The organism is Chryseobacterium sp. GM_Chr_2, assembly GCF_026540445.1.
Classification (GTDB): domain Bacteria; phylum Bacteroidota; class Bacteroidia; order Flavobacteriales; family Weeksellaceae; genus Chryseobacterium.
The window spans coordinates 496,485-519,707 of sequence record NZ_JALNUD010000002.1; the positions used below are offsets into that span (position 1 = coordinate 496,485).

Annotated in this window: 15 protein-coding genes and 1 CRISPR repeat array; of the genes, 10 read left to right on the forward strand and 5 right to left on the reverse strand. The window is 33.9% G+C overall.

Going from position 1 to position 23,223, the window contains the following annotated elements; genetic code table 11:
• Nucleotide 1: 1 nt before the first annotated feature.
• Genes OXQ85_RS05465 through OXQ85_RS05480 form a run of 4 tightly spaced genes read left to right on the forward strand, consistent with a single transcriptional unit; the run spans nt 2 to nt 5,505 of the window.
• Complete coding sequence (locus tag OXQ85_RS05465) at nt 2-832, forward strand: hypothetical protein (protein WP_267402805.1); 831 nt, start codon at nt 2-4, stop codon at nt 830-832.
• Nucleotide 833: 1 nt separating this feature from the next.
• Nucleotides 834-2,852 carry a hypothetical protein gene (locus tag OXQ85_RS05470; RefSeq protein ID WP_267402806.1) on the forward strand — a complete coding sequence of 673 codons (2,019 nt, stop codon included), beginning with the start codon at nt 834-836 and terminating at the stop codon, nt 2,850-2,852.
• Between the two features lie 43 nt (nt 2,853-2,895).
• Nucleotides 2,896-5,142 carry a hypothetical protein gene (locus OXQ85_RS05475; protein ID WP_267402807.1) on the forward strand — a complete coding sequence of 749 codons (2,247 nt, stop codon included), beginning with the start codon at nt 2,896-2,898 and terminating at the stop codon, nt 5,140-5,142.
• A 21-nt stretch (nt 5,143-5,163) separates the two neighbouring features.
• On the forward strand, nt 5,164-5,505 hold the full coding sequence (locus tag OXQ85_RS05480) for a hypothetical protein (RefSeq protein WP_267402808.1): 342 nt from the start codon (nt 5,164-5,166) through the stop codon (nt 5,503-5,505).
• 134 nt (nt 5,506-5,639) lie between these two features.
• Here the strand turns inward: OXQ85_RS05480 and OXQ85_RS05485 are convergent, their stop codons facing one another.
• The gene (locus tag OXQ85_RS05485) at nt 5,640-6,146 is read right to left on the reverse strand and encodes a hypothetical protein (protein ID WP_267402809.1); all 507 of its coding nucleotides are present in this window, start codon (nt 6,144-6,146) and stop codon (nt 5,640-5,642) included.
• A 113-nt stretch (nt 6,147-6,259) separates the two neighbouring features.
• Here OXQ85_RS05485 and OXQ85_RS05490 point away from each other — a divergent pair, with 113 nt between their 5' ends.
• On the forward strand, nt 6,260-7,678 hold the full coding sequence (locus OXQ85_RS05490; RefSeq protein ID WP_267402810.1) for a PLP-dependent aminotransferase family protein: 1,419 nt from the start codon (nt 6,260-6,262) through the stop codon (nt 7,676-7,678).
• 173 nt (nt 7,679-7,851) lie between these two features.
• Here OXQ85_RS05490 and OXQ85_RS05495 read toward each other — a convergent pair whose 3' ends face one another.
• Together OXQ85_RS05495 and OXQ85_RS05500 are read right to left on the reverse strand one after the other, a co-directional pair.
• Nucleotides 7,852-9,057, reverse strand: a complete 1,206-nt coding sequence (locus OXQ85_RS05495; protein WP_267402811.1) for an MFS transporter — start codon at nt 9,055-9,057, stop codon at nt 7,852-7,854.
• A gap of 81 nt (nt 9,058-9,138) precedes the next feature.
• Nucleotides 9,139-10,059 carry a helix-turn-helix transcriptional regulator gene (locus OXQ85_RS05500; protein ID WP_267402812.1) on the reverse strand — a complete coding sequence of 307 codons (921 nt, stop codon included), beginning with the start codon at nt 10,057-10,059 and terminating at the stop codon, nt 9,139-9,141.
• Between the two features lie 437 nt (nt 10,060-10,496).
• On the opposite strand from OXQ85_RS05500, the gene OXQ85_RS05505 reads away from it, so the two are divergent.
• Nucleotides 10,497-10,673, forward strand: a complete 177-nt coding sequence (locus OXQ85_RS05505; RefSeq protein ID WP_042720556.1) for a histone H1 — start codon at nt 10,497-10,499, stop codon at nt 10,671-10,673.
• Between the two features lie 430 nt (nt 10,674-11,103).
• Entirely contained in the window at nt 11,104-12,672 is a 1,569-nt protein-coding gene (locus tag OXQ85_RS05510; protein ID WP_267402814.1) for a M20/M25/M40 family metallo-hydrolase, read from the forward strand.
• Between the two features lie 197 nt (nt 12,673-12,869).
• Here the strand turns inward: OXQ85_RS05510 and OXQ85_RS05515 are convergent, their stop codons facing one another.
• Nucleotides 12,870-13,448 (reverse strand): RDD family protein, encoded by a 579-nt coding sequence (locus OXQ85_RS05515; RefSeq protein ID WP_267402815.1) that lies wholly within the window; start codon nt 13,446-13,448, stop codon nt 12,870-12,872.
• A gap of 10 nt (nt 13,449-13,458) precedes the next feature.
• Nucleotides 13,459-15,582, reverse strand: a complete 2,124-nt coding sequence (locus tag OXQ85_RS05520; protein WP_267402816.1) for a Tex family protein — start codon at nt 15,580-15,582, stop codon at nt 13,459-13,461.
• A gap of 307 nt (nt 15,583-15,889) precedes the next feature.
• On the opposite strand from OXQ85_RS05520, the gene cas9 reads away from it, so the two are divergent.
• The 3 genes from cas9 to cas2 are packed head-to-tail and all read left to right on the forward strand — an operon-like array spanning nt 15,890 to nt 21,412.
• On the forward strand, nt 15,890-20,179 hold the full coding sequence (cas9, locus tag OXQ85_RS05525) for a type II CRISPR RNA-guided endonuclease Cas9 (RefSeq protein ID WP_267402825.1): 4,290 nt from the start codon (nt 15,890-15,892) through the stop codon (nt 20,177-20,179).
• A gap of 4 nt (nt 20,180-20,183) precedes the next feature.
• A complete protein-coding gene (gene cas1, locus OXQ85_RS05530) occupies nt 20,184-21,077 on the forward strand; it encodes a type II CRISPR-associated endonuclease Cas1 (protein WP_267402817.1) in 894 nt (297 codons plus the stop codon).
• Nucleotides 21,074-21,412 (forward strand): CRISPR-associated endonuclease Cas2, encoded by a 339-nt coding sequence (cas2, locus tag OXQ85_RS05535; RefSeq protein WP_267402818.1) that lies wholly within the window; start codon nt 21,074-21,076, stop codon nt 21,410-21,412. Before cas1 ends, cas2 begins: the two co-directional genes overlap by 4 nt.
• Nucleotides 21,413-22,316: 904 nt before the next feature.
• A CRISPR array of direct repeats spans nt 22,317-23,133; the repeat unit is 47 nt; unit sequence GTTGTGTATTATCACGAAGATAATAAAATTTGAAAGCAATTCACAAC.
• Nucleotides 23,134-23,223 lie beyond the last annotated feature (90 nt).

The following is a 23,223-nucleotide window of genomic DNA, read 5'->3' on the forward strand; positions in this document are numbered from 1 at the left end:
TATGAAATATAACTTCAAATTTTTACAGACAGGCGGTGTGCCGCTTACCAATGATTTGATGGCTTTAATTGAGGAAGCTTATGAGATCTTTGAAGTGCTTGGAGATCTTGCTGGTAACAAAACCATTTTAATGGGCTGTGAAACCGTAGGCTCGCAGGTGAACCCAGGAATTGTAGCCATAGACGGAAAACTATATAATTTCGAAGGAGGAACAGTTTTTTCGACTGTGTATATCCATCAAACCGATGTTCCTAAAACTTTTGAAGATCAGCAATCTAAGATTTTGATTGAAAAAAGAGAGGTGAAATTTGGACAAGGAGCGGGTACCAATAATTATTTGTGGTCTGAGTTTGTAAAATTAGATACTTTAAGAGATTTGCAGGCAAAAGTTAATAATATGGCATCTCAACCAGATGTAAGCGCTTTGGCACAAAGAGTGGCTATGTTGGAATTGAAGACAGCTCCTATTATTAATGGAGGTATTGTAATGCCGTGGAGAAAACCCGTGTCGGAAATCCCTATAGGGTGGAAAGAATGTCTTGATTTTAGAGGTAAAACTATTGTAGGGTGGAATCCTAATGAATTAGAATTTAGTGTATTGGGTAGTGAGGTTGGATCTAAAACCCATACTTTGTCAAGAGCAGAGTTACCTAATTTCAGTATGTCTTTTCAGCTTGGTTTAGAAAAAGTAGGAACAGGGAATAGAAATGGATTAAGCAAGCAAGGAGGTAATGAATATACTCAATATATTGGCTCGGGAGGGGCAAATCAGCCTCATAACAATATTCAGCCTTCAAGAATAGCATTATATATTGAACCAAATTTCCAGTAAAATGTCAATACCATTAAACACCATATACAGCTATTTCGAAACCGGAGATTTTCCCACCCAGGAACAATTTCAGGCATCCTGGTCTTCGTTCTGGCACAAAGACGAATCTATTCCTACAACTAAAATTGCGGGATTAGATAATCTACTTCAGAATAAGGCAGATAAAGCTATTTTTGAAACCCATGTTTCCAATCCAGATTCTCATGCTAATTATTTGGCTAAAAGAGATGCATCCAATTTAAACAATGAAAATATTCAGTCTTGGAAAACGACTCTAGGAGTTGGAGATCTTCCCACTAATATTGCGACAGTAGACGCTTACGATGAGGCTGGAAATATTTCTGAATTCGGAAATGTTTATACCAAAGGTCAAAGCAATGACATGTTTATGTCTTATGATGATTACACCGATGACGATGGAAATATTTTAGCCGAAAAGATTGAAGCATTAGGTATTACAACGCTTGTTGAATCTTTAGAGACAAGTATTTCAGACTTTGCCGCAAATTCGGCGGCATATGTATTCGAAGATAATGATTTTATAGCCATCCCAGTAAATAATGAAAATTATTCTCTTTATATGTTCAAAGGGGGCGAAAAAACAGATAAAAATAATTATCTGCCAACCGGTATTTCTAATGTTACCATTGGGATGGTGGAAGGGCTGCAGGCTTCTTTGAATGGAAAAATGGATAAACCTTCAGGAAATGGTAGTTTTTTTATTCGTAGCTTAGGGTCTGTTCCTGTTTATGCTTCAATATCTCCAGCTTCCAATTATCTACTTCAATGGAATGGTGGTGATTTTAGAGAGTCTAATGTGTATAACAATGCTGGAAAATTAGGTATTGGTACAACAGCACCCTCTGAACAACTTCATTTAACAGGGAAATTACGTTCGAAAGGAGTTATTCTGGATGAAAATAATGAGATTGTAACAAACCAAATTACATATTATAACAAAGGTTTTTATGCTACTGATAGTGGAAGTGTGAGGAAGAAAATCTTAATGAAAGAAGATTTAGCCTCTGAGTTTTTACAAATCCCTGATCAGCTTTCTGATGCTGATAAAGCATTATGGAAAACCAAAATGAATGGAGGGTGGACAACCGGAACCATGAGTGTGGCAGTAATTACACCTCCTATTGTAGATGCAAAAGATAAAAACTATTGGATTAATCTCAAAGGTGCAAATCTAAATTTGCCACCCACCAATTTTAAAGTAGAACTTTGTACACAGAATAGTATCTCAGCAGCAACAGCAACAGTTATTGCCGAGATTCCTGCATCACAGGTTCAGTTATATACTAATGGAATAGATTTAACTTTTTACTACAATTTTAAAGATATACCGCTCGGATCTTATAAAATTAGATTATGGAATGGAGTTGCATATTATTTAACTAACTTTTTAATAAATGTTGTTGATAATATTCAAAGGGTTGATTTGAACAGCATTGTTTGGTCAAAGAAAATTTATAACGATGCTTCTTCCCCTGGGATTACGGAATCTGGTTCGTCCGTTACTTATAGTAGTGATTTTATTGTTAAACAAGGAAGTGATGATTCTTCTTTTATTGCGGCTCGAAAAACAAATGAGCTTGTAGGAGCAGACGAAGATTTTTATATGACCGTGGAGATTACGGGGCAAACAGCAATTATAAATTCTGCAAATGGAAGTATGACACATTTTGTAGGATTGGTTAATACAGAAAATCAGGTAGATCTTTTAAATCAGACAATAGTGAATGTAAGATTAGTACAAAGCTATTGGTATCCTATGGCTAAAATTTATCCGGACACTTCCTCCTCAATGATTGGAACTACTGATACAACATTTTCAGTAACTGCAATATTTATACGTCGTGGTGGCAACTGGACAACTATTATCTCTTCTAATAATCAGGTTTTTATATCTACTAAAATAGGATATACAGGGGCCGTTGCTTTTGGAATGTATAATCAAAACACGGCAGGTCGTACAGGTGCAAGTGCTAATATCGTTGAGTTATATAAAATTTAGAGCAAAGTCTAAGTAAATTAATTAGTAATAATATAAAATTAAAATGTCAATACCATTAAACACCATATACAGCTATTTCGAAACCGGAGATTTTCCCACCCAGGAACAATTTCAGGCATCATGGTCTTCGTTCTGGCACAAAGACGAATCTATTCCTACAACTAAAATTGCGGGACTAGATAATCTACTGCAGAATAAGGCAGATAAAGCTATTTTTGAAACCCATGTTTCCAATCCAGATTCTCATGCCAATTATTTGGCTAAAAGAGATGCATCCAATTTAAACAACGAAAATATTCAGTCTTGGAAAACGACTCTAGGAGTTGGAGATCTTCCGACTAATATCGCGACAGTAGACGATTACGATGAGGCTGGAAATATTTCTGAATTCGGAAATGTTTATACCAAAAATCAAAGTAATGACATGTTTATGTCTTATGATGATTACACCGATGACGATGGAAATATTTTAGCCGAAAAGATTGAAGCTTTAGGTATTACAACGCTTGTTGAATCTTCAGAGACAAGTATTTCAGACTTTGCCGCAAATTCGGCGGCATATGTATTCGAAGATAATGATTTTATAGCCATCCCAGTAAATAATGAAAATTATTCTCTTTATATGTTCAAAGGGGGCGAAAAAACAGATAAAAATAATTATCTGCCAACCGGTATTTCTAATGTTACCATTGGGATGGTGGAAGGTCTGCAGGCTTCTTTGAATAATAAAGTTGACAAACCATCAATAGATGGGAAGTTTTACATCAAAAGAGAAGCTGGAGTTACTACTACAGACCTTTTACAGGATGAGACTTTGGCAACAGTAGTTAACCGAAATAATTATTCTCCTAAGGGCATTGCTTTTATCGAATCAGGTTCGGAAAAAGGAAAACCAGGGACAAATGGTGTTTTAGGAGTTAATCAAAGCACATATTCATTTTCCTTTGGAAACATGAATCCAAAGCATACCGGAACATATAATATAGCCTTAGGATATAACTGTTTACCATCAATAACTACAGGAGAATCTAATACTATTGTAGGGCATTACGCGGGTAAAGATGTAACTACTGGGATAGCGAATGTTGCGATGGGGATTGAAGCTGCAACAGGGCTTACAGGAGGAAATGATAACACCTTAATAGGAGTTTCATCGGGTTACGGAATTAAAGAAGGAAGCGGAAACGCAATGCTGGGTAAATGGACAGGGTGCTTTATCGCAGGTAGCAACAATACATTTTTAGGCTATCAGGCGGGACAATACTGGGGGAAAGGTGGATCTGGGATTTGGTCGTCAAATGTTGTTATTGGAGGTGGAACATCTGGTCATCCTAGTGGCATTTGGGGAGAGAATAACCTGATACTTGGTTCTAATATTGAGTTAATTGGTCTTCAGAGTAATAAATTTATTATCAATAACTTCTTAAGAAAAGATAATAATTATTATAAAACACATTTTATTGAAGGAAACTTCGCAGACAGATGGTTAAGATTTGATACAAGTTTACAGGTTCTGAGACTTCCCACTGCAGATGCTTCATTTACAAAAGATGTTGTGGCTAAACCAGATGGAACATTTGGTCTTGAAAATAAGAAAGAATATATTCCCTTAGCTGGCACAGAAATAGGAAAGCCAATTACAGGAAATATTGAATTATCAGCAGATCAAGGTCATAAAATATTTAGCGGTGATGCCGAGTTTTCTATTTCTTCCGAAGGTTATTTAGAATTGAACTCCAAAAATAATATTAGTGTAAGTGTAAATCCGACTCAAGTTTTTATTAATAACGGCTTATATGACGATCGAAAGTACATTAATCTCTCAAATGAATTTCCATATATTGCAATAAAAGCAGATTCAAAAGGAGCTGGTTTAGTTGGGGCAGATTATTATGGAGATAACTATCAAGAAAACTCATTTGTGCAAAAAAGATGGGTTGAAGAGAGGTTGAATAAACCTGCTTACAAAATCTATAAAGCATTAATGTATGCGGATAGATATTTAGATCCTCAATTCAAGGTGTTAGAAAATACGCTTGGAGACATCACTTGGAAGCGTACCGATATTGGAGTGTATTCTGGAGAGCTTAAAGCAGCTTTTCCTAGTGATAAAGTTTGGATCAATAGTAAAATCAACATTCAGTCAGGAAGAAAATATCCGTACGGTTGCCTTACGAATGTATTGTCAGACGATGCAATATCTCTCATTCTTTTTAATAATGATGAAACTAGTAGCTCGACAGACATTGTAGGACAATTCGGAGTAATTGAAATTTACGTCTATGATTAGATAAAATAAACTTAAAAAAACATGATTGAATTATTCAAAGAACATATAGGAACTTTTCTCAGCTTAATAGTTACAGGCTCGGCAGGATGGTTTTTCGGAAGACGAAAAATTGATGCCGAAGTGGAGGGAATGGATGCGGATAACGAAGGTAAAAAGCTGGAGAATGACGATAAACTCGTAAATCTCTATAAAGATGCTTTGGATGACCTAGGGAATCGTTATGAGGCAAAATTTAAAGAATTTTCGGAGATCTCAGAAAGAAAAATTCGTCTTTTAGAAGAAGAAATAAATATTCAAAAGCGTATTAACGAACAGTTGAAAGCAGAAAATACCTTACTTAAAGAAAAACTGAAAGAAAAGTAATTTCCCATACATATTAAAAATTAAAAAGCATCTTGAAATAGATGCTTTTTTGCTTTATAACCAGAGCCATATTTTTTATTCAGACGTTTGGAAATCCAGTTTTGGCATTTCGTATTGTCGTTTATATACAGATTTTATTTTTCTAAACTTAAAACATAAGAATCCAACAAAAAAGGTTCTCCTTGAGATTCTCTTACAGTTTCAAAACCTAAATCTTTAAAAAAATTAAGTAAATAATGATGTTGAAAAATATTAATCCAGATAATATCTGCAAACGAAGCTGCAATTAATGTTTTCTTCCAAAGCGATTGTTGTACTTCAATCGAATTATATTCAGGAAGAATGGCAAAAAGAATTTCTGTCACCCTTTTATCTTTAGGCATTTCAGGATATTCAGAACCACTTTTTAAAATGCTGTATCCCACAGGTTTTTCGTCTTGATAGGTGATGATAAGTTGTATCGATAAGTCATTTAGGTCGTTGATTTTTTGGCGATGATCAAAATGTTCATCAATATATTCTTCAATTTTTTGTTCTTCCACAAAATCTTTATGCAGAGCGATAAAGAATGGTTCTTCCACTGCAAAAAAATCATTCACTCCCTGATCCGAGCCTACCGTAAATTTTGAAACTATTTCCATGAGTCTTTTTATCAAATGTAAGTCGATTTTCAGGGAAAATATAGATACAGTTTCGGAATAAATAATCGATACAGATTTCAATTTTGTAAATTTGTTCAATACAGTTAGAGAAAATGCAGCAATATAAATATGAAATTTTTACTTCTGTTATTGAAGAACAAATTAAAAACGGGACATTTCATTATGGTGATCGTTTGCCTTCCGTTCGCGAGATCAAGGAGAAATATGCGTTAAGCATGAGCTCTGTTCAGAGTGGCTATGAATATCTGATGATTAAAGGTTTGGTGAAAAGCAACCCTCGATCGGGATATGTTGTGGCGTATCAGCATAACAATTTTCTTCAATCACAAAATCAGTTGAAGATTTCTAAAGATAGTAATTTCAATAAAAATATACTTTTAACATCGGCGAGAAATAAGCCATTAACTGTTAATTCCTTTAATAATGCCGCTCCGGGAGATACTTTAATTCCTCAAAAGTTAATTCTTCGAACGATGCAGGAAGTTATTAGGGAAAAAGGTTCTGCGTTGCTTCGATATTATCCGCCAAATGGTTCTTTGGAATTGAGAAATTTAATTGCAGACCGAATGAACAAACTGAATTGTCACATGAATTCAGACGAAATTATTATTACAGATGGTGCGCTTCAGGCTTTGTTTATTGCTTTGCATTCGGTGACCCATGAAGGCGATATGGTGGCTGTTGAAAGCCCGTGTGTGTTTTCTGTGCTTGAAGTTATGGCTAATTTAAAACTTAAAGTTGTTGAAATTCCTATTAATGAACAGCATGGATTTGATGTTGAATATTTGAAGGAGATTTGCAGAACTGAACCTATAAAAGCGGTGATTATAACGCCCAATTTTCATAATCCGACAGGTATTTTGATGAGAGATGAGGTTAAAGAATATTTGGTTGATTTTACTGGAGAGTTTCAGATTCCGATTATTGAAAATGATATTTATGGCGATGTCTACTTTTCGGAAAAAAGACCGACTTGCATTAAAACTTTTGATAAAAAAGGTTTTGTAATGACTGTTTCTTCTTTCTCAAAAACCTTGAGTCCGGGAATCCGTTTAGGATGGCTGAATGCAGGAAAGTTTTATGCTCAGGCAGAGAAATCAAAGTTTTCATTGGGACGAACGGTTTCTCCGATCTATCAGGAATTAATGATAAAATTGTTGATGAAAAATAGTTATAACCGTCATTTACGATTGTTTAGGAAAAGACTTAATCAGCAGGCAATGATTTTATTGAATGCTTTGAGAACGTATTTTCCAGAAGGTTCTTGTTTTCATGAGCCTGAGGGCGGTTACAGTATTTGGGGGAAATTACCACAAGAAATTGATATGGAACAATTTTATGAGTATTGCGAGAAAAATAGAATTTTATTCACTCCCGGAACTACATTTTCTGTACATAATGATTATAAAAATTGCTTTAGAATTGTTTTTGCTGAATATATGACTTTTGAAAGTCTTGATTTGATTAAAAAAGCAGGTGAAAAAGCTCGTGAATTGCTTCAGAAAATATAATTTTCAGACAGATTATAATTGAATGTTGAGTTTCCTAGCCGTGATTGTAGCATTTGTTTGAGCTCATTTTTTTGTGTATCGGCGGCGCGGCGAAGCCGCGCCGCCGATACACAAAAAAATAGCGAGTGCGGAAAGCACGAAAAAGCTTCAAAAAAATAATAAAAAAACAGAGACTAATGCTCTGTTTTCGTTTTTTTAATGGTTTGGTTGAATATGATAATAACTGCAAATAATATAATTCCGATAATGAAATACCTCCACGAAAGATCTTTCTGATGGGTGACAGATCCTGTGGCAGAAATAATAAAGCTGGTTGCCGAAGTAATTACGTAGACCAATCCGCCCATCAATCCGCCAGCTGTTGCTGCATGTTTAGGAAAGTGAAGCATACTTGTGGTAAAAAACGAAGTAAATAAAATTCCTGAACAGATATGAATGACAAAAGCAAAAGGAATCATAATAAATAAGCTTTCTGAAAAATAACTCGTAATAAGCATTAAAATAATTAATACAATCTGAAGAACAACAGGTTTTAAGGCGCGTTTGTCATCCGGTAACGAAAGTCTTTTTTTGCCGATTAAGCCACCAATCATCCATGAAAATCCAAGGATTAACGTACAGTATCCTATGACTACAGAATTAAAGTGAAAAGTATTCTCAATAATAAATGGTCCGGTGATATTGAATACCATGACAACAGAATAGCTTAATCCTAAAATCATAATTCCGAGGATAAATATTCTACTTTTCAGCATCATTTTATAGAGCTTTAAATTTTCAGAAAGGCTGAATTTCTTTTTCTGAGGAAGGCTTTCTCCACTGAAAAACCATTCGAATAAAAATAAAATTCCGGCATAGATTGCCAAAAAATGAAAATTCGACTGCCAATTGAATAGTTTTTCCAAATAACCCCCTAAAAACGGGGCAAGAATAGGACCGCAAGACCAAGTTATTGTAAAATAGCTCAGAAAGTGTTTTGCTCTGTCTGGATCGTAGAGATCGACAAAAATAGCTCGTGTGGAAACCACCAAAACTGAAACGGCAACTCCCTGTAAAATACGCATCAATGATATCAGTAAAATACTGTTGGTCTGCGTTATAAGAAGACTGCTTATAATCAACAGAAACAATGCTGCCAATTTCGGTCGATAACGCCCGATGCTATCAAGAATACTGCCGATGAACAGTTGTGTAATTCCGTAACTTAATAAATACGAGGTGAGCGTAATCTGAATATCTTTTTCTGAAACCGCTAATCCTTTCGCCATAGAAGGAAACGACGGCAAATAGATGTCTGTAACAAATCCAGAAAGGGGAATAGACACAAATGCCATAATGGTTATTAGCTTGATACGTTGTAATGATGCTTCTTTCAACATTTTCTTTTCATTTTAATGATACAAAATTACATCAAGGTTCAGAAAAATGAATTTTAAAAGACAAAGCAAAAATTACAAAAATCAAATAATTAATGTTTTTTTGAACTGCAATGGCGAATGGTCTGTATGTTTTTTAAAGAAATTATTGAAGTGAGAAGGTTGTTCAAAGCCTAAAGTATAGCCCACTTCAGCAATATCCCAATTGGTGTATTTTAAAAGATTTTTAGATTCCTCGAGAATTCTTTCTTTGATAATCTGCGTGGTAGTAAGATTGGTGACTGACTTTACCGAAGAATTCAAATGATTTACATGCACATGCAGGTGATCTGCAAAATCTGAAGCCGTTTTTAGTTCAAGAGGATAAGTAGGTGAATCCAAAGGGAATTGTTTGTTTAAAAGTTCGTCAAACATTCTGTACAAGCGCACATTAGCGGGTAGATTATTCATGCTGATATCTTCCATGCGGTTTTCCAATGCCAGATGCAGAACCGAAACGAGATTGCTTTTAATACTGTTGCAGCGAAAAGGATAAGATGAATTATTAATCCTATAAATCTGATCAAAATAAAGCGTTGCTAATTCCGTCTGTTCTTCGGTAAGCACAACAAGAGGGGAGCTCCATTCTTTAAAAAGGGATGTTTTCTTAAAAAACTGGAGTTCAGAATTACCACTGAAAAATTCCTGGTTAAAAAGGCAGGTGTAGCCTTCCTGAATCACATCTTCACATTCCCAGCTGTAAGGAATATTCAGTGAAGGGAAGAATAATGACGGACTTTCAATCGTAATCGTCTGATTTCCATATTGAAATTTTCCTTTGCCGATGATGAGACTCACGCGATAATAATCCCGTCTGCTGTAAGGGCTTCGGGAGCTGCAGTATTTCCTCATCGTGATATTGAAATGAGAAGTTCCGGCAACAAAATCGTCGGTTTCAAAAATGGTGACTTTTCCATCTTTTACTTTCTTGTAATAATCACTTATGGTTTCCAGCTGATCGCTCATTGTATATAATTATAAAAATCAAATATAGAGAAAGATTCTTGTTTGGGAAATAAATTGTGATTAATATAATAAATAGATGTTTTTGTAATTTCAAATTAAATAATTGATCGTGTGGTCTTTGTTGAACAGATGTCCTTATGAATATTAAAAAACAGTTCGTAATAAATGAAAATTTTGTAGACTTTATGATAAAAATAATTATCCTTAATAAAAACGCTTATTTGTGAAATTTTTAAAGACATTCATAAAAAATAGAAAAGAGCTTTGTCAGTAAGCGTTTTTAAAAGAATTCTATCTAAATTTTAATTTTTTCATTAAAAAATTAGAGGTAATTTTTAGAATGCTGTTAAATTTAAATTAAACTGATAAAACTTTTTCTGTCAAAGTTGGCTGGAATCACCATAAAACCTATATTTGCAGCCTAAATTTTAAAAATAATGAAAGAACTAATTGAAAAAATCAACGCGGAATTTGAAGCATTCGCAACTGAAGCAAACCAACAAGCAGAAAAAGGAAACAAAGCTGCTGGAACTAGAGCTCGTAAATCAGCTTTGGAATTAAGCAAGTTGTTCAAAGAATTCAGAAAAGTTTCTGTTGAGGAATCAAAAAAATAATTGTTCCAGAACCGGCTTTCTAAGTCGGTTTTTTTTTTGGATATAACTCATCGTTAATGAATAAATTCATTGATTTTTTTATTTCCATCCGATTGCTTAGATTTTTTTCATACTGTTGGTTTATCACAAAGGCGCAAAAGTCTTTTTAAACCGTTAAACACTTTTAAGACGCAAGGATTTTATCTATGATAAAATTATGGAATGCCGATAAAAAATTAAACGTTATCCAAGAAAGTTTAAACTACTTTTTGATTATTGTATAATGAAAGCGTAGCTAAACTTAATTTTCCTTAACTTCTTAATATAAATCTTAATGGTTTAAGATATTGGAATTATTTTATTTCACATGGATTACTTATCCACAATTCACCCTAAAAACATTTTCCCCTCTCCCAGAATCTCTTTATCTTTAAGCCAATCAATGAAGATTATGAAGATAAATAGATTTTTTGCAATGCCCGCTGTTGTATTGGCAACACAGTTTTCTTGGGCACAAATTACGGTAGATTCGAAAGAAAAGCTTAATCCGATTGTTCAAAGTTTTGTAAATGAAATAAATACCAATTCTCAATTGGAAGGAATGGCATACGAACTTCTCGATGGAGTTGGTCCGCGTTTGGTGGGAACTCCCGAAATGCTGGCGGCGAACGAATGGACAGCCAATAAGCTTCGTTCGTGGGATATTGAGGCCAATTTACAGCAATTCGGTACTTGGAAAGGTTGGCAGAGAGGCATTACGCATGTTGATATGACCTATCCGAGAACAAAATCTTTGTCGGCAACTCAATTGGCGTGGAGCCCTTCAACCAAAAAAGCAATAGAAGCTGAAGTGGTGATTCTTCCGAAAGTTGCTTCCAAAGCTGAGTTTGATAAATGGTTGCCTTCCGTAAAAGGAAAAATCGTTTTAATGGCTCAATATCAAAAGATTGGGCGCTCGAATGAGCAGATCAAGGAGTTTGCAACGCCTGAATTGTATGAAAAATTAAAAGCCGAGAAAGAAAAAGCAACCAAAGATTTCAATGATTATGTGAAAAATATCGGTTACGATAATACGACTTTGCCTGAAGCTTTAGAAAAAGCTGGAGCTGCAGGAATTGCGATTTCCAACTGGACGGGAATTATGGGAGCCAACAGAATTTTCGGTGCTAAAACGAGTAAAATTCCGATGATCGATATTGATGTGGAAGATTACGGAATGTTATACAGGATGTCTGAAAACGGAGCAAAACCAAAGATTAAAGTAGAAACACAGTCGAAAGTTCTTCCTGATGCGAAAACTTTTAACACCATCGGAATGATTAAAGGAAAAGAAAAACCTAATGAATATGTTATTCTTTCTGCTCATTTAGATTCTTGGGATGGCGCACAAGGCGCGACAGATAACGGAACGGGTGTTTTAACAATGCTTGAAACGATGAGAATTCTTAAAAAATATTATCCTAATAATAAACGAACAATCGTTGTCGGGCTTTGGGGAAGCGAGGAGCAGGGCTTGAACGGTTCGAGAGGTTTCGTGGCAGATAATCCGGAAATTATCAAAGGAACTCAGGCTGTTTTCAATCAGGATAACGGAACGGGTAGAGTGGTAAACATCAGCGGACAAGGGTTTGTGAATGCTTATGATTACATCGGGAAATGGCTGAATGCAGTACCCAAAAATATCAAAGATCAAATTAAAACAGATTTCCCTGGAATGCCGGGTGGAGGTGGCTCAGATCATGCTTCGTTTGTTGCTGCAGGTGTTCCCGGCTTTTCTTTAAGCTCTTTAAATTGGGGATATTTCGGGTATACATGGCATACCACGAAAGATACCTATGATAAGATCGTTTTCGATGAAGTGAAAAGCAATGTCATTTTAACTGCAACGTTGGCGTATATGGCTTCTGAAGATCCTGAATTTACCAACAGAGAAAAGCGTGCAATGCCTGTTGACGACAAAGGGCAGACGACCAAATGGCCGGAAGTAAGGCAACCGAGAAGAGATTCTAAAGGATTTTAAATATAATTTTTAGGAGCTTAATCCCGCTTTCCACTGTATCTTTTTGGTTACGGGCTCCGCTTCGCTCCGCCCGCAACCAAAAAGGATGTCGTTTCAATCGGGGCTAGGGTAGTAGTCTGCCGTCATTGCGATGAACAAAGTGAAGAAGCAATCTTTAAATGAGATACAAAGATTGTCATAGAAATTAAATGTGCGACTTAATCAATAAGTCGCACATTTTGTTTTTGTTCTTCTGTATTGAGTAGATTCCTGATTTCAGATAATTTATTTTGTTTTACGATGTAAGTTTTACACAATTTATTATTCATATGCATACTTATATCAGTTCTAAAACGTGTTTGAGTTCCAAACGCAACAGTTTTGAACGTATATTCTGAAAAGGAAGGATAAAAATTTGATAAACAAAGGAAATTTCTTTTTAAAGATGTAGAAAAATCAGGAAAGTTTCCAAAATCATCGATAACAACCATCCTGAAGAGTTTTTTTCCAAAAGTTGTTCCCCAAATTGTTTCTGTAATACTTCCAATAATTATTACAGATGGTATTGAAAGCAAGAATGATAGGAACAAAGTTTGTTTAAAAATGAAAAGAAAAATCAAAAATAAAGGTATCATGTCTATTATTTTTGCCACTTGTCTTTGTTGATCGCTATAGGGAAAATCAACTTTGTAAGGTAAATCATATTCAAATTCATTATAAATACGATTACCTTCCAAATCAAAATCTCGCGTTGCTCTGCGAATTGTTTTTCTTTCTTTAATTTCTGATATTTTCAAGATAATTTTTTTACAAAATCATACTCAACTGAATTCTTTTTCTTGCTTCATCAATTTCCGTTACTCTCACCTGAACGTGCTGATGTAATTTCACCACTTCATTCACATCAGACACAAAACCGTCTTTTAGTTGAGAAATATGAACCAATCCGCTTTCTTTAATTCCTAAATCTACAAAACATCCAAAAGCCGTAATATTATTCACAATTCCCGGTAAAATCATTCCAACTTTTAAGTCGGTAATCTTTTTCACGTTAGGATCAAATTCAAAAACTTTAGCTGCTTTTCTTGGATCTAATCCCGGTTTTTCAAGTTCTTTTAAAATGTCTTTAATGCTTAAAATTCCGATGTCTTCGGTAATATATTTTTCAGGTTGAACTAATGCAATTTTCTCTTTATTGGCAATCAGTTCATCAGTTTTTATCCCTAAATCTTTTGCCATTTTTTCGACAATTTTATAGGCTTCAGGGTGAACTGCAGAATTATCTAAGGGGTTTTTAGCATTATTAATTCTCACAAACGCAGCCGCCTGTTGGAAAGCTTTTTCACCTAATCTAGGAACTTTTTTCAATTGTTTTCTATCTTCGAAAGCGCCGTTTTCGGTTCGATAATTGACTATGTTTTCCGCCATCTTTTCACCGATTCCGGAAACATAACTTAATAATGATTTACTTGCGGTATTTAAATTAATACCAACAGAATTCACGCACTTCATCACCGTAGAATCCAGTTCATTTTTAAGCTGAGTTTGATCAACATCGTGTTGATACTGACCAACACCAATTGATTTCGGATCAATTTTCACCAATTCAGCCAACGGATCTGCCAATCTGCGACCGATAGAAACCGAACCACGAACCGTCACGTCATAACTTGGAAATTCATCCCTTGCAATTTTACTTGCCGAATATACCGAAGCTCCGGCTTCCGAAACCACGAAAACCTGCAATGGTTTGTCGAATGCAATTTTTTTAATGAAAAACTCAGTTTCACGACTTGCGGTTCCGTTTCCGATTGATATTGCTTCAATATTGTAGGCATTCACCATCGAACGAATTTTTTTCATCGCCATTCCGCTTTCGTTTTGCGGAGCGTGAGGATAGATGGTTTCATTGTGCAGTAAATCTCCTTTTTCATCCAGACAAACAATTTTGCAACCGCTTTTATAGCCTGGATCAATTGCCAAAATTCTCTTTTCTCCCAAAGGCGGAGCAAGCAATAGTTGAGTCAGGTTTTCAGAAAAAATTTCGATAGCTTTTTTATCTGCTTTTTCTTTGGCTTCCTGTAAAGTTTCATTCGAAATAGCGGGTTCTAATAGTCTTTTATAGCTGTCTTTTATGGCTAATGAAATTTGTTCCGCTGTTTCGTTATTTGACTTGATAATCGCGTTTTCAATAAAATCAATCGCTTCCTCTTTATCAATTCCGATGTTTGTCTTTACAAAACCTTCAGATTCTGCTCTCAACATCGCTAATAATCGATGAGAAGGCGTTCTGTTCAGATTTTCTTCCCAATCGAAATATTGTGAAAACTTTTGAGCATCTTCTTCATCTTTCTTCGCTTTTACGACTTTTGAAGTCATCACCGCTTTTCTTTGGAACAATCGGCGAAGATTTTTTCTCACATACATATTTTCATTGATCCATTCTGCCATGATGTCTCTTGCACCCTGCAAAGCTTCATCTTCAGTCGAAACAACATCATTTATATATTTTGAAGCTAAAAATTCCAAATCCTGAACTTTCTGGCTCATGATCATTTTAGCCAAAGGTTCCAGTCCTTTTTCTTTTGCCGCATCAGCTTTGGTTTTCTTTCTCTTTTTGAAGGGTAAATATAAATCCTCAATCTCCTGAATATCGAAACTTTCTTCAATTCTCTGTTTCAGTTCCGGAGTTAATGCATTTTGCTCTTCAATTGATTTTAAGATTGAATCTTTTCTCTTTATAATTTCATCAAACTGCTTATTGAGCTTAGAAATTTGTTCGATCTGCGTTTCATCCAGATTTCCGGTTTTATCTTTTCGGTAACGGGAAATAAAAGGAATCGTACAGTCTTCCGCCAATAGTTCTAACGTTGCGTTGATGCTTTTCTCGGATATATTGAGGGTTTGTTGTATATAATTAATGGTGTTCATTGAAATTTTTTGGAAGTGCTAAAATAGCATTTTTGAAAATAAAAGAAGGGGAGTTGCCCGCCTTAAATGTTTTGTTCATTGATTTTTATCCGCTTAAAAGAATTCACGAAACATTTGGGCATAAAAAAACCTCCTGATTATGGACAAGAGGTGACCCAAATGTTTTCACAACGGAATAATCCTTATTGTGAATTGCTTTCGGTTTCAAAGATAGAAATTAATTTTTTATACGAAATAAGGTAAACCGTATTTTACATTATTTTTTTCTTTCTATTTTTAGGGTAATTTCAAAAAACGGATAATCATGATGAAAAATATATTAGGATTAGATTTAGGAACAAATTCAATCGGCTGGGCATTAATACAGCAGGATTTTCAAAATAAGAAGGGTAACATTCTAGGAATGGGAAGTCGAATTATTCCAATGTCTCAGGATATTCTGGGAGATTTTGGAAAAGGAAATGCTGTATCCCAAACTGCTGCAAGAACTAATTACAGAAGCGTAAGAAGACTTCGTGAAAGGTTTTTATTACGAAGAGAAAGACTTCACAGAGTTTTAAATGTTTTGAATTTCCTTCCGGAACATTATGCTTCTCAGATAGATTTTGAAAAAAGATTCGGAAAGTTTAAATCTGAAACAGAGCCAAAGTTGGTTTATCATAATGGTGAATTTATTTTTAAAAAGTCCTTTGAGGAGATGATTTCTGATTTTAAAAATCACCAACCTCAGCTTTTAGAAAATAATAAAAAAATTCCTTATGATTGGACCATATATTATCTGCGTAAAAGAGCTTTAACTGAAAGAATAGAAAAAGAAGAATTGGCTTGGCTTATTTTGAATTTTAATCAAAAACGTGGTTATTATCAATTGCGTGGTGAAGATTTGGATGAGGAGAAAGATAAAACGTTTGTAAGCCTAAAAGTTGATAAGATTGTAGATTCCGGAGATAATGTAAAGGGCAAAATATTATATGATGTTTATTTCGATAATGGGTGGAAATATGATAAGCAAATTGTAAAAACAGAAGATTGGATAGAGCGTGTAAAAGAATTTATTGTTACAGAATCATCATTGAAAAATGGAGATGTAAAAAGAACTTTTAAAGCTGTTGATTCTGAAAAAGATTGGATTGCTATAAAGACTAAAACAGAACAAGAAATTGATCATTCAGATAAAACGGTAGGAACTTACATTTATGAAACGCTTCTTCAAACTCCGAAACAAAAAATTAAAGGAAAGTTGGTTCGTACCATCGAAAGAAAATTTTATAAAGAGGAACTAAAGCAAATCTTAGAAAAACAGAAAAAATTTCATCCTGAATTACAGAATGAGGATCTGTATATTGATTGTATTCGTGAGCTGTATCGAAATAATGAAGCACATCAATTAACCTTAAGCAAAAAAGATATTGTTCATCTTTTTATGGATGATATAATTTTCTATCAAAGACCGTTGAGAAGTCAGAAATCGTCTATTTCAAATTGTACTTTGGAATTTAGAAAATATAAAGATGAAAATGGAGTAGAACATACTCAATATTTAAAAGCGATTCCAAAATCTAATCCGTATTATCAGGAATTCAGAATATGGCAGTGGATTTTTAATCTTAATATTTATAAAAAAGATGATGAGCAAAATCCTGTTACAAAAGAGTTTTTTAATACAACCGCAGATTACGAAAATCTATTTGAATTTCTGAATAACAGAAAGGATATAGAACAGAAACAATTACTCAAATTTCTGTTAGAGCAAAAAGAGTTTAGGGGAAAATTATTGAATTTAGAAATTGAAAAGTATCGTTGGAATTTCGTTGAAGATAAAAAATATCCTTGCAACGAAACCAAAACCATGATTTCATCAAAATTAGATAAAGTTGAAGGAATTTCTGATGAATTTCTAACGAGAGAAGTTGAACAAAAAATTTGGCATATTATCTACTCTGTAAATGATAAAACGGAATATGAAAAAGCATTAAAATCTTTTGCTCTTAAAAATAATCTAGATGAAATTTCTTTTTTTGAAGCTTTCAGAAAATTTCCACCGTTTAAAAGCGAGTACGGTTCTTTTTCCGAGAAAGCGATTAAGAAATTATTGCCTTTGATGCGATTGGGAAAATATTGGAACTATGCTGATATTGATAAATATTCAAAAGACAGGATTCAGAAAATTATCAATGGAGAATATGATGAAAATATTAAAGACAAAGTAAGAGAAAAAACAATTCATCTTACAGCCGAAAATGATTTTCAGGGTTTACAATTGTGGCTTGTTCAATATATTGTTTACGGAAGACATTCAGAAGCTTCAATGATTGGGAAATGGAATTCTGTAGATGATTTAGAAGAGTTTTTGAAAGGTTTTAAGCAACATTCACTTCGTAATCCGATTGTTGAACAAGTCATTACAGAAACGTTACGTGTAGTAAAAGATATTTGGTTGAAATACGGAAATGGAGCTAAAGATTTCTTCAATGAAATTCATATCGAATTAGGAAGAGAAATGAAACTTCCTGCAAAAGAACGAGAAGATCTTACTCGCAAGATTTCTGAAAACGAAAATACTAATCTTCGTATCAAAGCGCTTTTGGCAGAAATGATAAATGATGCTGAGGTAGAGAATATTCGTCCATATTCTCCAATGCAACAGGAAATTTTGAAAATTTATGAGGATGGAATTTTAAAATCTGACATAGAAATTGAAGATGATATCCTTAAAATAAGCAAAACAGCTCAGCCTTCTCCATCAGATTTAAGAAAGTATAAGCTTTGGCTGGAACAGAAATATAAATCACCATATACCGGGCAAATTATTCCTTTAAATAAATTGTTTACACCGGAATATGAAATTGAGCATATTATACCACAAAGTCGTTATTTTGATGATAGTTTTAGTAATAAAGTTATTTGTGAATCCGCAGTAAACAAATTAAAGGATAATTATATTGGCCTTGAATTTATTAAAAAATTCGGAGGGACAATTGTTGAAACAGGGTTTGGTAAAAGTATCAAAATATTTGAAGCAGAAGAATATGAAGATTTTATAAAAAAAACTTATGCTAATAATCGAGGAAAGAAAAATAAGCTTCTTTTGGAAGAGATTCCTGAAAAAATGATTGAACGTCAGATAAATGATACGCGTCATATCAGTAAATATATTTCTGGAGTACTTTCTCATATAGTTAGAGTGCAAGATGGAACAGATGAAGGTATTAATTCTAAAAATATTGTTCCCGGAAATGGAAAAATTACAACACAACTGAAACAGGATTGGGGGCTGAATGATGTCTGGAATGATTTAATACTTCCTCGTTTTGAAAGAATGAATCAATTGACAAAATCTACGGATTTTACAACTTGGAATGAAAATCATCAAAAGTTTTTACCTACTGTTCCTATTAAGTTTTCAAAAGGATTTTCAAAGAAGAGAATAGACCATCGTCATCATGCTTTAGATGCTTTGGTAATTGCCTGTGCAACAAAAGACCATGTGAATTTATTGAATAATCAATCTGCAAAGTCGGAGACAAAACGGTATGATTTGAAAAAGAAATTGATGAAGTTTGAGAAGACAGTCTATAAACATTCACAATCTAGCGCTACAATTGAAAGAGAAGTTCCAAAGCAATTTTTAAAACCTTGGGATAATTTCACATTAGATGCAAAAAATAGTTTAGATAAAATTATTGTCAGTTTTAAACAAAACCTTCGTGTTATTAATAAAGCTACCAATTACTATGAAAAATATGTAGAGAAAGATGGATTGAAAAGAAAAGAAAGGGTAGAGCAGACCGGAATGAATTGGGCGATAAGAAAGCCAATGCATAAAGATACTGTTTCGGGTAAGGTAGATTTATCTTGGGTAAAAGTTCCAAAAGGAAAAATACTTACAGCCACGAGAAAAAGTCTTGATACATCTTTCGATTTGAAGTCAATTAATTCGATTACAGATACAGGAATACAGAAAATTCTTAAAAATTATTTAGAGTTTAAGGGAAGTTCTGAATTAGCTTTTTCTCCTGAAGGAATAGAAGATTTGAATAAAAATATTGAAAAATTTAATGATGGTAAGCTGCATCAACCTATTAATAAAGTCCGAGTTTTTGAATTAGGAACCAAATTTCAGGTGGGTCAATTAGGAAATAAAAAAGATAAATATGTAGAAGCTGCAAAGGGAACCAACCTCTTTTTTGTAATATATGAAGATAAAAACGGGAAGAGAAGTTATGAGACAATTCCCTTAAATGAAGTGATTGAAAGGCAAAAACAAGGTTTGTCAGTTGTTGATTTAAAAAGAACTAATGATTTTTATCTTTGTCCAAATGATTTAGTTTATATTCCTTCAGATGATGAGATTGAGAATGTAAATACGATTAATTTTGAAAAATTCACTAAAGAGCAAAACGAAAAAATATACAAAGTTGTAAGTTTCTCAGGAAGCCAGATATTTTTTGTAAGGCAGGATATTTCTGTATCAATTGTTAATAAGGCTGAGTTTTCAACATTAAATAAAATGGAACGCTCAATTGAGGGCTCTATGATTAAAGAGTATTGTATAAAACTAAATGTTGATCGTCTAGGAAATATCTCAAAAGCATAATTTTATGATCACCCGCTCCATTTACATCGGCAATCCTGCTTATCTCAAACTCAAAGACGAGCAGATGAAAATTCTCTGTCCGGAAACTAAAACGGAAAAGGGGAGTGTTCCTGTGGAAGATTTGGGGCTACTGATGCTGGATCATTTTCAGATTACGATTTCACATAATCTCATTCAAAAAATGATGGGGAATAATGTAGTGGTGATAAGCTGTGATGCACAACATTTACCACACGGAATTATGTTGCCACTTTATGGACATTCCGAACATTCTGATCGGGTAAAAGATCAGTTGGAAGCGAGTGAACCTTTAAAAAAACAACTTTGGAAACAGACCATCGAATGTAAAATTGAAAACCAAAAAAATGTATTGATGAGATTGGGGAACTATTATGAACCCATGATTGATTATCAAAACAACGTAAAAAGTGGTGATATCACCAATATGGAAGGTATTGCGGCTCAGCATTATTGGAAATATCTTATAAGTTTAGATTTTCTTAGACAGCGTTTTGGAGATTCACCGAATCAATTTTTCAATTTTGGTTATGCCGTACTTCGGAGTATTGTGGCAAGAGCAATTGTGGAAACTGGATTGCTTCCGGTGCTCGGTATCTTTCATAAAAACAAATACAATCCTTACTGTCTCGCTGATGATCTCATGGAGCCTTACCGTCCTTTTGTTGATATGTTGGTGATGCAATGGCTTGCTAAATGTCCTGAAACAGAGGAGTTAACCAAAGAATTTAAAGCACATATCCTTCAGATAGCTACCAGAGATGTAAGAATTGATGATAAAGTGAGACCTTTACTAGTTGCTGTAAAAACAACGGTAACCTCTCTATATAAGTGCTATACTGGTGAAAAAAGGTTAATTTCTTATCCTGAACTGATATGAATGCCGAAAGGTTTAATGCATACCGAATTATGTGGGTTTTAGTATTATATGACTTGCCAACAGAAACCAAGGCTAATATGAAAGATGCCAACCGCTTTCGTAAGGGGCTGATTGATGACGGATTTACCTTATTTCAGTTCTCAATGTATGTAAGGCACTGTCCGAGCCGCGAAAACGCGGAAGTACATATTAAAAGAGTGAAATTTATGCTTCCCAAAGCGGGTAAAGTAGCCATTATGTGTATCACAGACAAGCAGTTTGGAGATATTGAAATCTTCTTTGCCAGAAATAAAGAAGAGCCACCACCGACGTTTCAGCAGCTCGAATTATTCTAAATTTTAAATCCTGAAAACAAAAATAATCTACTGAATTTCAGTAGATTATTTTTTGAGGTTGTGTATTATCACGAAGATAATAAAATTTGAAAGCAATTCACAACTTAGGTTCTGAATTAACGGAAGGAATTACAGTTGTGTATTATCACGAAGATAATAAAATTTGAAAGCAATTCACAACTAAAGGAAAATACAATATAAGCAAGGCAACGTTGTGTATTATCACGAAGATAATAAAATTTGAAAGCAATTCACAACTATTTGAATGAAATTAATAAAAGAAATATCGTTGTGTATTATCACGAAGATAATAAAATTTGAAAGCAATTCACAACAATTAATAAAAAATCCTAAGCACGATTTAAGTTGTGTATTATCACGAAGATAATAAAATTTGAAAGCAATTCACAACTTTTCGACTTACCAACTAAGAATAATCCATGTTGTGTATTATCACGAAGATAATAAAATTTGAAAGCAATTCACAACTTTACCGAGTAATTACCATTAGTGGCTAAAGTTGTGTATTATCACGAAGATAATAAAATTTGAAAGCAATTCACAACTGCAAGCTATGTAAGCAATCCGGCATAACCGTTGTGTATTATCACGAAGATAATAAAATTTGAAAGCAATTCACAACGTGATTTGCCACGCCCGCGTTATCTACGGTGTTGTGTATTATCACGAAGATAATAAAATTTGAAAGCAATTCACAACGAGTAAGCCGGGCGCAAAGACAATGCTAGAGTTGTGTATTATCACGAAGATAATAAAATTTGAAAGCAATTCACAACCACATTTTTGATGATGCAGCAGGAACCAGGGTTGTGTATTATCACGAAGATAATAAAATTTGAAAGCAATTCACAACTTGTTTACGCTAATGAAAAGATTCAAATGAGTTGTGTATTATCACGAAGATAATAAAATTTGAAAGCAATTCACAACATGTGAAAGAGTTTCACTGTAAGGATGGTGGTTGTGTATTATCACGAAGATAATAAAATTTGAAAGCAATTCACAACTTACTCAAGAGAATGAACTTCGAGATATTAGTTGTGTATTATCACGAAGATAATAAAATTTGAAAGCAATTCACAACTAAAAGCAAAAGGCGTTAAAACATTCGTTAGTTGTGTATTATCACGAAGATAATAAAATTTGAAAGCAATTCACAACATCATAGAACACCAATACGGCGGCATCGTCGTTGTGTATTATCACGAAGATAATAAAATTTGAAAGCAATTCACAACGTTCTACACACCCATTAATGAAGCTAAAGAGTTGTGTATTATCACGAAGATAATAAAATTTGAAAGCAATTCACAACTGAATACTTTGCTCCTCAACGCTGGGTTAAGTTGTGTATTATCACGAAGATAATAAAATTTGAAAGCAATTCACAACTAGTCAAGGTGAGTATCAAGGTCATACAACGTTGTGTATTATCACGAAGATAATAAAATTTGAAAGCAATTCACAACATGGCGGGATTTGGAATGGTAATGGAGCAGGTTGTGTATTATCACGAAGATAATAAAATTTGAAAGCAATTCACAACTTACAGCAGGAAAAGATCTTATTCCTGTAGGTTGTGTATTATCACGAAGATAATAAAATTTGAAAGCAATTCACAACTAAAGGTGGAAAATTCCAGAATGAACTTCAGTTGTGTATTATCACGAAGATAATAAAATTTGAAAGCAATTCACAACAATTCTATGAATAAGCCTTTGAAGTTGCCTGTTGTGTATTATCACGAAGATAATAAAATTTGAAAGCAATTCACAACTATTCAATTACAA

Excerpts from the sequence above, each read along its gene's own strand:
- OXQ85_RS05465 (WP_267402805.1), top strand. The coding sequence starts at position 2 with ATGAAATATAACTTCAAATTTTTACAGACAGGCGGTGTGCCGCTTACC.
- OXQ85_RS05485 (WP_267402809.1), bottom strand. The coding sequence starts at position 6,146 with ATGGAAATAGTTTCAAAATTTACGGTAGGCTCGGATCAGGGAGTGAAT.
- OXQ85_RS05490 (WP_267402810.1), top strand. The coding sequence starts at position 6,260 with ATGCAGCAATATAAATATGAAATTTTTACTTCTGTTATTGAAGAACAA.
- cas9 (WP_267402825.1), top strand. The coding sequence starts at position 15,890 with ATGAAAAATATATTAGGATTAGATTTAGGAACAAATTCAATCGGCTGG.
- cas2 (WP_267402818.1), top strand. The coding sequence starts at position 21,074 with ATGAATGCCGAAAGGTTTAATGCATACCGAATTATGTGGGTTTTAGTA.
- OXQ85_RS05480 (WP_267402808.1), top strand. The coding sequence starts at position 5,164 with ATGATTGAATTATTCAAAGAACATATAGGAACTTTTCTCAGCTTAATA.
- OXQ85_RS05475 (WP_267402807.1), top strand. The coding sequence starts at position 2,896 with ATGTCAATACCATTAAACACCATATACAGCTATTTCGAAACCGGAGAT.
- OXQ85_RS05500 (WP_267402812.1), bottom strand. The coding sequence starts at position 10,059 with ATGAGCGATCAGCTGGAAACCATAAGTGATTATTACAAGAAAGTAAAA.
- OXQ85_RS05520 (WP_267402816.1), bottom strand. The coding sequence starts at position 15,582 with ATGAACACCATTAATTATATACAACAAACCCTCAATATATCCGAGAAA.
- OXQ85_RS05470 (WP_267402806.1), top strand. The coding sequence starts at position 834 with ATGTCAATACCATTAAACACCATATACAGCTATTTCGAAACCGGAGAT.
- OXQ85_RS05510 (WP_267402814.1), top strand. The coding sequence starts at position 11,104 with ATGAAGATAAATAGATTTTTTGCAATGCCCGCTGTTGTATTGGCAACA.
- cas1 (WP_267402817.1), top strand. The coding sequence starts at position 20,184 with ATGATCACCCGCTCCATTTACATCGGCAATCCTGCTTATCTCAAACTC.
- OXQ85_RS05505 (WP_042720556.1), top strand. The coding sequence starts at position 10,497 with ATGAAAGAACTAATTGAAAAAATCAACGCGGAATTTGAAGCATTCGCA.
- OXQ85_RS05495 (WP_267402811.1), bottom strand. The coding sequence starts at position 9,057 with ATGTTGAAAGAAGCATCATTACAACGTATCAAGCTAATAACCATTATG.